Origin of the sequence: Paenibacillus vortex V453, assembly GCF_000193415.1 — a bacterium.
Lineage (GTDB): Bacteria > Bacillota > Bacilli > Paenibacillales > Paenibacillaceae > Paenibacillus_AQ > Paenibacillus_AQ glucanolyticus.
This window is the reverse complement of the sequence record NZ_ADHJ01000013.1, coordinates 43,107-57,006: the sequence shown is the minus strand read 5'-3', so window position 1 is coordinate 57,006 and position 13,900 is coordinate 43,107. Positions and strand designations below refer to the sequence as shown.

Below are 13,900 nucleotides of genomic sequence, written 5' to 3'. Positions count from 1 at the left end.
ACGGGACCGGATAATCCAATCTTTTGTTCGCGGAATTTGGATATATATTCCCCAGGCTAATCAAACTTTGGCAGCTGTCCATAAGGTGTCATTATTATCCTTCATTTACCGCTGATTACTTAGCCACGGCTCCTGTCAAGGCATTGTGGACCTGGGCACGCAGCTGAGCCACGCTTGTGCTCCTTCCCCCGTATACACGGTTGGTGAGCAGAACGACCGCGAGATCAAACTCGGGATCGATCCACAGGCTGGTACCGGTAAATCCGGTGTGTCCATAACAGCCCGTACTCATCCAATCCCCGGAAGCATCCATCTTATCCCCTTTCAGAACCCAGCCCAAACCGCGGTTCGATCCTTGAATATGCCCTGTATGGGTACGTACAGCGGTACCAGCCGCAGCTTGAGATAAAATCCGTGATACATGGCCTGTCACCTCCGTATGCGGGGCTGCCGGGATTGTCCCCTGTCCAAGCCACATACGGGCGTACAACAGCAGATCGCCTGCGGTCGCAAACAATCCGGCATGGCCGCATATGCCGCCCAAGGCCCGGGCCTTCTCATCATGTACGATTCCGCATAGATGACCTTGTACGGTCTCATCATATTCCGTTGCAGCATAGCCGGTCTGTTCCGGATCAGGCGTCAATGTCGCATGACGCATATTCAGCGGATCGAAAACCCGCTGTTTTGCCGCCTGATCTAGTGGCATACCCAGCACCTTCTCAATGATGCGGCCCAGGGTGAGATATCCCAGATCACTGTAAATCACTTCAATATTCGGTTTGGCAGCGAGCGGCGATGCAAGAACAGCATCCCACATCTGCTCTCTGCTCCAGCCCTGGGCATGCAGGTTCATATCGGCCTGAAGCCCGGAAGTATGTGTCAGCAGCTGCCCTACCGTAATCCCTTCTTTACCGGTCGAACCGAATGAAGGCAGAATATCACTCACTTTTGTGGTCAAGGTCAGAACGCCATCATCGATCAGTTGCAGAATTAACGGGAGTGTGACTACCACCTTGGTCAAGGATGCGCAATCATATAACGTCTCCTCACGGGTAGATACAGGCTGACCCTGAATCCGCTTCGGATTGGCATAACCTGCTGCGTAGTACCAGTCCCTCTCTTGGTGGAGAACGCCGAGCACCGCGCCGGGTGTCGTACTTGCAGCAATCTCACGCTCTACGGCAGCGCATGCCGCTCTCAATCCTCTAATGCCCAATCTTAGCTTCGCTGCGCCAGCTTCCACATTCATCACCGAGTCCTCCCCTCCATTACGACAAAATCCATTGAACAACCAGCTATAATCAAAACAACCGAACGAAAGATATCCAACTCTAAAATCTATACTAATGACATACAAACAGAAGCGGAGAAGCCTTTATAAATGTAAACGTTTCCTAAATCTTATTATAGAGCCTGTAAAATTTTGTTTCAATATTAAATATAAATTATAAAATTTAATTTCATGGTGGATCATTAAATATTTCCATTGAATTGGATATTAAATATTGACACTTGAATCCGCTTTCAATTACAATAATTTTGAAATCAAACACTCGCATAATTTAAGGGCCATGCATTCCGTAACCGCACACCGGTATGGAACAACCCCGGTTTCTCTTCAGGAGATTCCGGGGGTTTTTTGTTGCCCGATTTTGTTGGAGGTGATGCTGAAGCAGCCAGTTAGCAAGATGAACCAAGATTTCATTCTCAATTACATAGGAGGTATACAATGAAGAAGTTTTACAAACTGACCACCGCGTTAGCCCTTAGCTTATCCCTTACCTTGAGCCTGTTTGGCCCAGCATACGCGGCCCCGGATACCTCGGTATCCAACAAGCAGAATTTCAGTACGGATGTCATCTATCAGATTTTTACAGACCGTTTCTCCGACGGCAATGCTTCCAACAACCCGACCGGGTCTGCCTTTGACGGTACCTGCACCAACCTTAGACTGTACTGCGGCGGTGACTGGCAAGGAATCATCAACAAGATCAACGACGGCTATCTTACCGGAATGGGCGTTACCGCCATCTGGATCTCCCAGCCGGTTGAGAATATCTACAGCGTCATCAATTATTCCGGTGTTAACAACACCGCTTATCACGGCTATTGGGCCCGAGATTTCAAGAAGACCAACCCGGCTTACGGCACGATTGCCGATTTCCAGAATCTTATCGCTGCCGCTCATGCCAAGAACATTAAAGTCATCATTGACTTTGCTCCTAACCATACATCTCCCGCCTCCTCTGACCAGCCTTCATTCGCAGAAAACGGCAAGCTGTACAACAATGGCACCCTGCTCGGGGGATACACAGGCGATACGCAAAATCTGTTCCACCATAACGGAGGCACCGATTTCTCCACGACAGAGAACGGGATTTACAAAAACCTGTATGACCTTGCTGACCTGAACCATAACAACAGCACGGTGGACACCTATCTGAAGGACGCCGTCAAAATGTGGCTCGATCTTGGCATTGACGGCATTCGGATGGACGCCGTGAAGCACATGCCGTTTGGCTGGCAGAAGAGTTTCATGGCCACCGTCAACAACTACAAGCCAGTCTTCACCTTCGGGGAATGGTTCCTGGGCGTGAATGAAGTAAGCGCCGAAAACCACAAATTCGCTAACGAATCCGGCATGAGCCTGCTTGATTTCCGATTCGCCCAGAAGGTTCGTCAGGTATTCAGAGACAACACGGACAATATGTACGGTCTGAAGTCCATGCTGGAGGGTTCAGCGACCGATTATGCCCAAGTGGAGGATCAGGTAACGTTCATCGACAACCATGACATGGAGCGTTTCCACGACAGCAATGCCAACCGACGGAAGCTGGAGCAAGCCCTGGCCTTCACACTCACTTCCCGTGGCGTGCCAGCCATCTATTACGGAACTGAACAATATATGGCCGGCGGGAACGATCCCAACAACCGGGCACGGATCCCTTCTTTCTCCACAACGACTACAGCTTACCAAGTGATTCAAATGCTTGCGCCTCTGCGTAAATCAAACCCGGCTATCGCTTATGGAACGACGCAGGAGCGTTGGATCAACAACGATGTGCTGATCTATGAACGCAAATTCGGCAACAGCGCAGCTGTCATCGCTGTGAACCGTAACGTGAACACGCCAGCCTCGATTACAGGATTGGCCACCTCGCTTCCTGCCGGGAACTACGCGGATGTATTGGGCGGACTCCTGAACGGTAATTCACTTACCGTCAGCTCCGGCGGGGCTGCTTCCAACTTCACGCTGGCAGCAGGCGGCACGGCAGTATGGCAGTACACAACAGCGACTACCGCTCCAACGATTGGACATGTAGGACCGATGATGGCAAAACCGGGCGCAACCGTCACCATTGACGGCCGCGGCTTCGGCGCAAGCAAGGGTACCGTGTACTTCGGAACGACAGCCGTTACAGGCGCCAACATTACAGCTTGGGAAGATACGCAGATCAAAGTGAAAATCCCAGCGGTTGCCGGTGGCGTATATAACATCAAAATCGCAAACAGCGGTGGCGCTTCAAGTAATGTGTATGACAACTTCGAAGTACTGACCGGAGATCAGGTCAGTGTCCGCTTTGTGATCAACAATGCAACAACCGCTCTCGGGCAGAACGTGTACCTCTCAGGCAGCGTAAGCGAGCTCGGCAACTGGGACCCAGCCAAGGCCATCGGCCCGCTGTACAACCAGGTCATCTACCAGTACCCAACCTGGTATTATGACGTCAGCGTACCTGCCGGCAAAACCATTGAATTCAAATTCTTGAAGAAACAAGGCTCAACGGTAACATGGGAGGGCGGAAGCAATCACAGCTTCACCGCTCCAGCCAGCGGCACGGCAACGGTCAACGTGAACTGGCAGCCGTAAGCCCCTAATGGGCTAGGCTATTTTCGCAGACTCCATATCAAGCCCACCGGCTCCGGGATTATTCCCGGAGCCGGTCTTCGTGCAGCTAACGACGCGCACCGCGGACAACAAAAACGAGCCGATGAGGGTGTTTCCCTTCATCGGCTCGATATTATTTTACCCTCTATATCCACACCCCGAGAGTAAATTGCTTTTATTGCAATGAGGGTGCAGCGAAATGCATACACAGAGGCGAGGCTTCGACGGAGCAGGCGGAATCATGCTGGAGAAACGAAGTGGTCCCCTTTATCCCCGGGATTCATCATTAGATATGATTTCAATAGAATTCCGGGGATAACAGGGATCGGAAGCATGATCCGTATGCGAAGTGCTGCACGGCCTTCACATTATGCAATGCACATGGTTAACCAAAGCTATTTACGTCCTGAACTTCACCAATGACTGCCGCAAGCTCTCCGACAGCTCCTCCAATCGCGAGGACAGAACAACCAGCTTCTCGCTTACCTTGAACTGCTCGGATGACATCGAAGCGACCTCCTCTGTGGCGGCACTGGTCTCTTGTACGATCGAGCTTGCCTCCGAGATGGAGTCGGTCAAGGTGAGCTGGGATTCGATCAGGCCCTCTATGGCATGAGTCGATTCGCTAATCTCGGTTAAGAGGGTATCCATCTCGTGCCGCACATTATCGAATACCCCCTGCGCTTCCTGTACCGAATGCAGCTGTTCGTCAAAGAGCGGCGATGCCGACGTTAACGCGTCGACGGAGCCCTGCACTTCGGTCCGTATATCCAGGATCATGGCGCCCACCGTCTGGATCGATTCCTTGGAACGGTCCGCCAAGCTTCTCACCTCATTAGCTACGACCATGAAGCCGCTGCCTGCTGCCCCGGCCCGGGCTGCTTCAATGGTAGCGTTAATGGACAACACGTTGGTCTGGTGCGTAATCTCCGACATCAGTTCCAATATTCTGTGAATCGACGAGGTATTATCCTTCAGCTTCTCCGCATTCTGAACGATTGCCCGGTTCACCTGATTGATCCGCGTGGATTTCTCTACCAGACTGTCCATATGCAGTGCACCTTCTCCCGTCACCCGAAGTACGCGATCCGCTGCGGCCTCGATCACTTGATTGGAATCTGAAACCTTGCTCATCTGGACCCCGATGTTCTCGGCCAGCTGATTCTCCCGTTCGGCTTCCATGGCGAGACTTCCGCTGCCCTGCGCAATCTGCTCCATCGCTGCCGCAATTTCGCCAGCTGTGAGTGAGGTTCCTCTTGACGCTTCTGCCAGTTCCTCCGCGGTAGCCAGCACTTCCTTCGCGGAAGCATTCGTCTGGTCAACCAGGGCTGAGATTTGCTCCATCATCTGGTTGAAGCTGTGGCCGAGGCGGCCAATCTCATCCACACGCTGAAAATCTGTCCGAACCCTCAGATTTCCCTGCTCCCCCTCTTCCATCAAACTGCACATCTGATTCAGTGGACGGCCGATAGTGCGCATCATATAGTATCCGATCAGCACTGCAACCAGAATCGCAGCTGCAATGACAACAAGCGTTACGGTCAGCAGCTTATCTGTAGCTTTCACGAAATCACTGACAGGAGCAAAGCCAACCATGTACCAAGGAGCCGTCTTCAGAGGCGTATACACGACCATCTGCTCATTCGCAGTATAATAGGTCCCTCCTTCTGCAGCACCTTCAGGAACCGTAATGGTGGACGGCTGCATTAGTTGCGCCGGATCCATATCGTGTACGATTCGGTTATCTGCGGCAACAATTCGCATTTGCCCGTTATGCCCTATTTTTAAATTAGCCAACACCTCTCCCACGGCCTGATCCTTAATATCCATCAGGAGGATGTACTGCGCATTTGGATTTTTGAGGTTTTTCAGCAATCTCCCCATTGTCATGGTGGGGCTTTTCTCATTCTCCATAAATCCTTTGGTTTCCGTAGGGAACCATACCGGCTCGCCATCAGCTTGAATGATCTGGTCGATTTTGGACTTGATGCTGTCCGCAGAAGACAATCCCAACAAACCTGTAGAATTATAGGAGCCTTGTGCACTTAGACTGGGTGCCACCAGGCGCATGCCCTGCATACGACCATCCGAAGAGGCCGTCCCGTTAAGTTTCTCACGGATACGGTTCTCAGCCTCTGTTTTCTCCCGAATACCGATGTCTGAAGAACTGACCGTAACCAGATCCTCACGAAGCACCGTATCCAGCGCCCATTGACGGGAAGTGGCTTCGTACTGGGACAGCAGGAAATCCAGCTTGTCCGCCGCCTGCATCATCTGACCCGATGTCGCTTCAGACACCTGATCCATAACTGTATCCTTGGATATGAAATACGATAACAACCCCAAGGCCGAAGATAACAGCACAATTGTTGCAAAAAAGATAACAAACAGCTTCATTCCGACTGCCCTAAATTGAAAGCGCCTTGCCATGTTCATATGTATGTACCCCCTGCGTAGCATTCATAAAATACGAAAAGACACAGCAAGCGGTTACCGGCTGTGTCTCTTCGCTGTTCTGTCTATCTTTAGGTCTGATGATGAGTCCGTTGCATGCTACCCTTTGCTTGCACCTGCCGTCATACCGTCCACCAGCAAACGCTGCAGGAAGATAAACAGAATGGTGATCGGCAGCGCGATAAGCACTGAGGCTGCTGCGAACAGAGTAAAGTTACTGTCCTGGGTGGAGTTGACGAGATCCCACAGACCAACGGCAAGCGTCCAGTTTTCTTTAGTCCGGAGCACAAGTCTGGCAAAGATAAAGTCTACCCACGGTCCAACAAACATCGTCAAGCCCATATACGTAATCATTGGCTTCGACAACGGCAGAATGATTCTGCGGAAAATCTGGAAGTTGGTTGCTCCGTCGATTTTCGCCGCTTCATCCAAGCTTCGCGGTATCGTATCCAGGAAGCCCTTCATGATCAGCGTTCCGCCCAGAGGCGCCCCTGCGGCATACACAATAATCATAGCTGCATGTGTATTCAGCAGATCCAGAGAGTTCAGCAAAATGTACAGTGCGATCATACTCATGAAGCCGGGGAACATCCCCAGCACAAGAATGGTCGATAGTGCATTTTGCCGACCCTTAAACCGGAAGCGGGATACGGCATAACTTGTAAGCAATACAAGAATGGTCCCGATAATCATGGAGAATACCGCTATTTTCAATGTGTTCATATACCATGTACCAAACAGGAAGCTTTGGGATGTGAACAACTCTTTATAGTGACTAAGTGTAAATGATTCTGGAATCAGAGTCTTGCTGTACAATGACTTTCCGGGACGGAAAGAAGCCAGAACAATCCAGAGCGCCGGGTAAATACAGCCGATCGCGATGATAACAAGTGTAATATAACTTGCCGTCAGGCGAATCGCATTTCTCGTTTTAATTCCCATTATTGGATCATATCCTCCTCTTTAAATGATCTGGTTCGGCGATAATTGTAAATCGAGAAGGACGCAATAATCATGAAGATGATAATACCGATTGCCGATGCCATACTGTATCTCTGCTGATCCAAAGTCAGCTTGTAGAGCCAGGTAACCAGCAGGTCCGTAGCTCCCGCGTACTGATAATCTCCCACAACCGGGTTACCGTTCGTCAGGAGGAAGATCAGGTTGAAGTTGTTAATATTACCGGCGAATTGCGTAATCAGAACCGGTGCGGTTGAGAACATGATCATCGGCAGGGTGATGATTTTAAACTTCTGGAACCCGGTTGCCCCATCCACGTCCGCGGCTTCGTAGAGATCCTTCGGAATCGTAGTCAGGACACTCATGACCAGGAGCATGGATACAGGTATACCTACCCACATGTTTACGATAATAACGGTGAATTTTGCCCAGATCGGATCTGTCAGCCAAGGCAGGCCTTCCAAACCGAAATATCTTAAGTATTGGTTGATCGGTCCGAACTGCCCGTTAAACATATTACGCATAACGAGCAATGAAATCAGCTGCGGAATTGCATATGGAATGATCAGAATAACGCGCCATACGCCTTTGAAGCGAATTCCTTTTTGCTGAATAAGCAGTGCAACGAGCACCCCGCCAAAATACGTGGTTACCGTTGCAAGCACCGCCCAAATGATCGTCCAGGTCAGGACGCCGAAAAAGGTATGGCTCCACGATTTCAATGCAATCAGATTCGTAAAGGTTTGGAAACCAACCCAGTCTACCAGATTTGCCGGTGGCAGGTTGTTCGGAGCAGAATAGTTCGTGAACGCCAGCAAGACCATGAAGATAATCGGCATGACAGTAAAGAATAAAATACCGATGGCAGGCAAGGTCAGGAATGATTGGGCGAATTTCCACTCAAAAATATAATAAAGGGTCTGTCTGAAATTGTTGGGTTTCACACCCTTTTCCCTTTGTTTTCCAGCATTATATGCGTTTCTGATATTGGCATAGTAACCAAGCAGAAAAATCGCAAACAAAATCAAAGTGATAAGACCTTCAATCAACAGGTTGATGGAATGATCTCCGGCAACCATCTGGGTTAAGCCGTTCACCTTCTCTAAATGACTTCCCTGTTCCCCTAACGATATCATTCCCCAGATAGCATCACCCAGGTTGTTTATGAAGTAGTACAGACTGAATACACCTACGATAAGTAAAAGAACGCCTTTGATCCATTGCCGGTTGTAAAGCTGACCCAGACCCATACAGATGGCTGATAATATGGCCGCTGTCATACGATGTTGACGCATGCTCCCTCCATTCTCCTCTCCATATAATCGAGGAATCACCCGCCGGTTGTTCGGCGGGTGAACTTCTTCATCTTTCTCGTATTATATAAGAACGCTATTACTTAGCAGCTCCACCACTGTTAAGATCTTTAACTTGACTCACAGCTTTATCCAGTGTTTCTTTAACGTCTTTGTTGTTATCCCAAATCTCAGCCAGTGCAGCGCCTACAGGAGACCATACGTTAGCCATTTCAGGAACGGATGGCATCGGCTGGGAAGATTTGAACTGCTCCGTGAATGCCGATACATACTCGTCATTCTTGATTTGATCGTCTTCTTGAGCTTCATTGTTTGTTGGAACCGATCCAACCAATGCACTCAGCTGCAATTGAGCTTCCTTGGAAGTTGCAAAGTCAGCGAACAGACGAGCCGCTTGCGGATATTTCGAGAATGAGCTTACGTACCATGCTTTGATACCGGAGAACGATACGGCAGGCTGTCCGCCAATCGTTGGGATTGGAGCAACGCCGAGTTTGTCGCCAAGCGCTTCTTTGTATCCGCCAAGTTCCCAAGGTCCGTTGATGTCCATAGCCAGGTCGCCGGCTGTGAACAATCCGCGCTTGATATCCGGTGTAATGTCGCCAGATTTAACGGGAAGAATTTCTTTCAGGCTAGCGTATACTTCCATACTCTTAACCGCGCCGTCATTGTTAAGACCGATATCGTTGACATCTGCACCGCCGTTACCGAAGATGTATCCGCCGTTGGAAGCAAGGAACGGATATGCAAAGTACAGGTTGCCCGTTTCGAACATAAATCCGTATTTGTTCTTGGATTTGTCGGTGAACGTTTTGCTGAATTCGATAACTTCTTCCATCGATGTTGGAACTTCTTTTACCAAGTCCTTGTTGTAGTACATCAGGTAAGTTTCAGCAGCGCGCGGGTATCCGTACAGAACGCCGTCATAGCTTACACCTTGGATGGCAGCTTCCGTGTTGCTGCTCTTTGTTTTTTCTTCGTAAAAGTCATTTGGCAGAACCAGGTTTGTAGCTACTGCTTTACCCAGGTTATCGTGAGGGAACAATACTACGTCAGCGCCCAATCCGGATGGACCGTCTTGTGCAAGCTTGGTTACTTGATCGGTGGGAGACAATTCTTCGATGGTCACTTCAACGCCGTATTTCTCGGTAAATTCTTTAGCCACCGCGTCCGTGTAGGCTCTTTCGTCCCGGCTTTCCCATACGATCAATTTAGCGCCTTCTTCTGGCTTAAGTTCCTGTGCTTCTGTATTTTCAGCCGGCGTTTCCTGTGCTGGTGGATTCTCAGCAGGTGCCTCTGTAGCAGGAGCAGCTGTGTTTCCTCCACATGCTGTAATGGAGAACGCCAACGTGAAGGTTGCAGCTAGCGTGAGTAACTTCTTCATCTTCATTCCATGATTACCCCTCTCAAATAAATGATCAGAAAATGTTGGAAATCTGCGCAAACGATTTCAGAAAATTTTCAGTGTCTCTTTTTTTATGTAGCATCTGGCGAGATACTTTGGAAAAATCCCGTTGAGAAAGCGCTTCATTCACTGAAAACATCATACAACATTTAATCTCGAATGTAAAAACGTTTGCACAGATCATTTTTCCTCGAAATAGGCATTTAATCCTATATTATCTTCCATTATCGCTGTGTTTCGTAAGTTATCATAAAAATAGTTGTGCATTCGCTGTGCAATCCTGTAGTTATGCTCGCTAATTAAGACAAGAATTCGCAATAAATGATGATCAATTGAACAAACGTTTGCACACTAATGCGATAGGCGTTAATGAGGCTCCTCATACATCTATTGCTTGCGAAAAAGACCGTTCCTCCAGCATTTATGCTCTCACAGTTACGGAACGGAAGGAGCGCCGATCGTGATCTAAAAAAGATCCAAGGCAGTCCTTCGGTTTCCTCTAAATGATTACACAAAACAGAAGGACTACCGATCCCGATCTAAAAAAAGATCTGCGGCAGCCCTTCAAATTTTTCTGATAGCTGTTCTTGTTCGTTAATGAATACTTCTGCTATTTAGCATTTCCGTTATCATCTGAGTGCCTTGAGTGCAATATCCGTCCGGTTAAACTTGCCTTCAAACGTGATGCCTTCTGCCCGTTCATATGCCTTTGCCCGTGCAGAAGCGATATCTGCGCCTAGACCGACAACGCCGAGTACGCGTCCGCCGTTCGTTCTCCACGTTCCTTCCGCGTCGCGTGCGGTTCCTGCATGGAATACTATGGTGCTGTCCTGCTCGTCCTCCAGACCCGTGATAGCAATCCCTTTCGGATACGATGCCGGATAGCCGCCAGAGGCCAGGATAACGCATACCGCTGCTTCATCGCTCCACTCCAGCTCCAGATCAGCCAAGGTGCCATTTACAGCAGACAGGAACACCTCCAGAAGATCCGTCTTCAGGCGCGGTAATACCACCTGCGTCTCTGGATCACCAAATCTGGCGTTAAATTCAATCGTCTTCGGCCTGCCGTCCGGTGAGATCATCAATCCGGCAAACAGAACCCCGCGGAACGGCCGCCCTTCAGCTACCATCGCCTTTGCTGTCGGCTTGATAATCGTTTCAATGGCCTCTTGAATAATGGATGGCTGAATATGAGGCAATGGCGAATAGGTTCCCATTCCTCCCGTATTCGGTCCCCGATCATCATCGTATGCCGGCTTGTGATCCTGTGCTGCCGACATCGGCTTCACGGTCTCACCGTCGACAAAAGCCAGAATCGACATTTCCTGGCCTTCCAGAAACTCCTCAATGACGACCCGGCTTCCGGCATCGCCGAATACCTTCGATTGCATGATATCGCTGAGCGCCTGCTCTGCTTCTTCCAGCGTGCGTGCAACGGTAACACCCTTGCCTGCTGCCAGCCCGTCCGCTTTCACAACGATTGGCGCGCCTTGCTGGCGCAAATAAGCAAGTGCAGCTTCGTAATCGTCAAACTTCGCATAAGCCGCTGTCGGAATGCTGTACTTGTGGAGCAAATCCTTCATGAAGGTTTTGCTTCCTTCAATCTCGGCAGCATTTTTACGTGGACCAAAGACAGGAATGCCTGTCTCATCGAACGCATCGACAATGCCGTCAGCCAGCGGATCATCCGGACCAACGACGATAAGTCCCACTTGCTTCTCTACCGCAAATGCAGCCAGCTTCTCAAACTCCGATACCGCGATGGGCACGCACTCAGCCAGCTGCCCGATTCCGGCATTGCCAGGTGCACAGTATATCGTGCCAGCCTTCGGACTCTTCGACAGTGCCCATACGATGGCATGCTCTCTGCCGCCGCCTCCGATCACTAATATATCCATGGATCTTCCCTCCCGGTTCATCTCAGGGTATTCACATCGTTTCATTGCATGAATGATTCATAGTGCAAAATCAAATGTACCATGACGGCCGCCTGCTCGGGCTCCAAGTCCCGAAAAGGGACTTGTACGACCTCTTTGGCCGCCTTCCCAGGCTCCAAGTCCCGAAAAGGGGCTTGCGCTGCCATGATAGCAGCCTAGCTCAACGCCCAACGTCCACTTCATCCCCTAAACTTAAAGGCGGCGCCCGCTAAGCATTGCGTCGCCTCTGTCTGTGTTGGGATTAAGGGGTCCCTTGAACTGCACCGGATGGCTGCAACAAGAGAGACTCTGTTGCCATCCTCATTAGTGTTTGAAATGTCTCACGCCGGTGAAGACCATGGCGATGCCGTGTTCATTGGCTGCCTTGATGGATTCCTCATCCTTAATGGAGCCGCCCGGCTGGATGATCGCCGTAATTCCGGCTTTCGCTGCAAGCTCAACCGTATCTCCCATCGGGAAGAATGCATCGGAGGCCAGTATAGCCCCCTTCGCTTTCTCGCCGGCTTGCTCAACCGCAATGCGTGCCGAGCCGACGCGGTTCATCTGACCTGCGCCAACGCCAACGGTCATGTTGTCCGCAGCCAATACAATCGCATTGGATTTCACATGCTTGACAACCTTCCATCCGAAGAGCAGCTGCTTCAGCTCATCTTCAGTAGGCTCACGGTACGTCACGACCTTCAGATCGGCAACATCCAGAGAATGCACGTCGCTTTCCTGGACGATCATGCCGCCTTCAATCGTCGTTACGGCAAGCGTGCTCTGACGCTCCTTGGCAGAACCGAACTCGCCCATCTTCAGCAGACGGATGTTCTTCTTCTTTGTCAGAATTTCCAGCGCCTCCGGCGTGAAGTCCGGTGCAAGGATGATTTCGAGAAAGATCTCCTTCAGCAGATCGGCTGTCGGGGCGTCAATGGTCCGGTTCGCTGCCACAATCCCGCCGAAGATGGAGGTTGGATCGGCGTTATACGCTTTTTGATAAGCCTCCAATACGTTGGTGCCAATGCCAACACCGCAAGGATTCATATGCTTCACGGCCACTACCGTCGGCTCGTCAAACTCCTTCACGATCTGCAAAGCCGCATTCGCGTCGTTAATATTGTTATAGGACAGCTCCTTGCCGTGCAGCTGTTCCGCTGTCGTCAAGGTACCCGCCGGAGCCAGCGGTTTACGATAGAAGGCTGCCTTCTGATGCGGGTTCTCGCCGTAACGAAGATCCTGGATTTTCTCATACGTCACGCTGAAGCGCTCAGGAAGCGGATCCCCCATCACATTCGACAAATAGTCGGAAATGAGTGTATCGTAAGCCGCTGTATGGCGGAATACCTTGGCTGCCAGACGTTTGCGGGTTTCCAACGTGGTGTCGCCACCACCGCGGATTTCCTCGATCACACTGCCATAATCCGCCGCATCGACAACCACGCTTACAAAAGCATGGTTTTTTGCCGCAGAACGCAGCATGGTTGGACCGCCAATGTCGATATTTTCGATGGCATCTTCATACTCGACATCCGGCTTCGCAATCGTTTCCTGGAATGGATACAGATTAACGACAACCATATCGATATAATCGAGACCGAGCTCCTGCATTTGGCGCTTATGCTCCTCGCTGTCGCGAATAGCAAGCAAACCGCTGTGTACCGCAGGATGAAGGGTTTTTACACGTCCGTCCAGAATCTCCGGGAATCCCGTCACATCCGAAATACCGATAACAGGTACTCCTTCCTGAGCAAGAAGATTCTTGGTTCCCCCAGTCGAGATGATCTCTACACCCAATGAAGACAACTCACGGCAAAATTCCACGATGCCGGTTTTATCAGAAACGCTGACCAAAGCTCTTTTGATACCCACGTCCATACCCCCTATATTGAATGAAAATCATAATAGCCTGTCTTGATTCCTTAGATGCTGTCGAACATCCATAATTGCAAATTATTTC

The 13,900-nt window shown here is 50.2% G+C and carries 10 protein-coding genes; 1 reads left to right on the top strand and 9 read right to left on the bottom strand.

Annotated features, from left to right (window positions below; genetic code table 11):
* Nucleotides 1–115: 115 nt before the first annotated feature.
* On the bottom strand, nucleotides 116–1,252 hold the full coding sequence (locus PVOR_RS06370) for a serine hydrolase domain-containing protein (RefSeq protein ID WP_006208299.1): 1,137 nt from the start codon (nucleotides 1,250–1,252) through the stop codon (nucleotides 116–118).
* A 480-nt stretch (nucleotides 1,253–1,732) separates the two neighbouring features.
* On the opposite strand from PVOR_RS06370, the gene PVOR_RS06365 reads away from it, so the two are divergent.
* On the top strand, nucleotides 1,733–3,874 hold the full coding sequence (locus tag PVOR_RS06365) for an alpha-amylase family glycosyl hydrolase (RefSeq protein WP_006208298.1): 2,142 nt from the start codon (nucleotides 1,733–1,735) through the stop codon (nucleotides 3,872–3,874).
* Nucleotides 3,875–3,886: 12 nt separating this feature from the next.
* Here PVOR_RS06365 and PVOR_RS32460 read toward each other — a convergent pair whose 3' ends face one another.
* From PVOR_RS32460 to purH, 8 genes are all read right to left on the bottom strand, one after another.
* Nucleotides 3,887–4,015, bottom strand: coding sequence for a hypothetical protein (locus PVOR_RS32460; RefSeq protein WP_268741779.1), 129 nt, complete (start codon nucleotides 4,013–4,015; stop codon nucleotides 3,887–3,889).
* A 276-nt stretch (nucleotides 4,016–4,291) separates the two neighbouring features.
* On the bottom strand, nucleotides 4,292–6,328 hold the full coding sequence (locus PVOR_RS06360; RefSeq protein WP_006208297.1) for a methyl-accepting chemotaxis protein: 2,037 nt from the start codon (nucleotides 6,326–6,328) through the stop codon (nucleotides 4,292–4,294).
* Between the two features lie 117 nt (nucleotides 6,329–6,445).
* The gene (locus tag PVOR_RS06355; protein WP_006208296.1) at nucleotides 6,446–7,288 is read right to left on the bottom strand and encodes a sugar ABC transporter permease; all 843 of its coding nucleotides are present in this window, start codon (nucleotides 7,286–7,288) and stop codon (nucleotides 6,446–6,448) included.
* On the bottom strand, nucleotides 7,288–8,601 hold the full coding sequence (locus PVOR_RS06350) for a sugar ABC transporter permease (protein WP_006208295.1): 1,314 nt from the start codon (nucleotides 8,599–8,601) through the stop codon (nucleotides 7,288–7,290). The genes PVOR_RS06355 and PVOR_RS06350 overlap by 1 nt, the downstream gene beginning before the upstream one ends.
* Before the next feature lie 97 nt (nucleotides 8,602–8,698).
* Nucleotides 8,699–10,009: a sugar ABC transporter substrate-binding protein gene (locus PVOR_RS06345; protein ID WP_006208294.1), complete on the bottom strand. Its 1,311-nt coding sequence runs from the start codon at nucleotides 10,007–10,009 to the stop codon at nucleotides 8,699–8,701.
* Between the two features lie 644 nt (nucleotides 10,010–10,653).
* Nucleotides 10,654–11,922 carry a phosphoribosylamine--glycine ligase gene (purD, locus tag PVOR_RS06340; RefSeq protein ID WP_006208293.1) on the bottom strand — a complete coding sequence of 423 codons (1,269 nt, stop codon included), beginning with the start codon at nucleotides 11,920–11,922 and terminating at the stop codon, nucleotides 10,654–10,656.
* Between the two features lie 41 nt (nucleotides 11,923–11,963).
* Nucleotides 11,964–12,107 (bottom strand): hypothetical protein, encoded by a 144-nt coding sequence (locus tag PVOR_RS30560; protein WP_006208292.1) that lies wholly within the window; start codon nucleotides 12,105–12,107, stop codon nucleotides 11,964–11,966.
* A 157-nt stretch (nucleotides 12,108–12,264) separates the two neighbouring features.
* On the bottom strand, nucleotides 12,265–13,812 hold the full coding sequence (gene purH / locus PVOR_RS06335) for a bifunctional phosphoribosylaminoimidazolecarboxamide formyltransferase/IMP cyclohydrolase (protein WP_006208291.1): 1,548 nt from the start codon (nucleotides 13,810–13,812) through the stop codon (nucleotides 12,265–12,267).
* Nucleotides 13,813–13,900: the final 88 nt, after the last annotated feature.

What these genes read in the sequence shown, in the direction of transcription:
- PVOR_RS06370 (WP_006208299.1), bottom strand. Translation starts at nt 1,252, where the DNA reads ATGAATGTGGAAGCTGGCGCAGCGAAGCTAAGATTGGGCATTAGAGGA.
- PVOR_RS06355 (WP_006208296.1), bottom strand. Translation starts at nt 7,288, where the DNA reads ATGGGAATTAAAACGAGAAATGCGATTCGCCTGACGGCAAGTTATATT.
- PVOR_RS30560 (WP_006208292.1), bottom strand. Translation starts at nt 12,107, where the DNA reads ATGGCAGCGCAAGCCCCTTTTCGGGACTTGGAGCCTGGGAAGGCGGCC.
- PVOR_RS06345 (WP_006208294.1), bottom strand. Translation starts at nt 10,009, where the DNA reads ATGAAGATGAAGAAGTTACTCACGCTAGCTGCAACCTTCACGTTGGCG.
- PVOR_RS06350 (WP_006208295.1), bottom strand. Translation starts at nt 8,601, where the DNA reads ATGCGTCAACATCGTATGACAGCGGCCATATTATCAGCCATCTGTATG.
- PVOR_RS32460 (WP_268741779.1), bottom strand. Translation starts at nt 4,015, where the DNA reads ATGAAGGGAAACACCCTCATCGGCTCGTTTTTGTTGTCCGCGGTGCGC.
- purD (WP_006208293.1), bottom strand. Translation starts at nt 11,922, where the DNA reads ATGGATATATTAGTGATCGGAGGCGGCGGCAGAGAGCATGCCATCGTA.
- PVOR_RS06365 (WP_006208298.1), top strand. Translation starts at nt 1,733, where the DNA reads ATGAAGAAGTTTTACAAACTGACCACCGCGTTAGCCCTTAGCTTATCC.
- PVOR_RS06360 (WP_006208297.1), bottom strand. Translation starts at nt 6,328, where the DNA reads ATGAACATGGCAAGGCGCTTTCAATTTAGGGCAGTCGGAATGAAGCTG.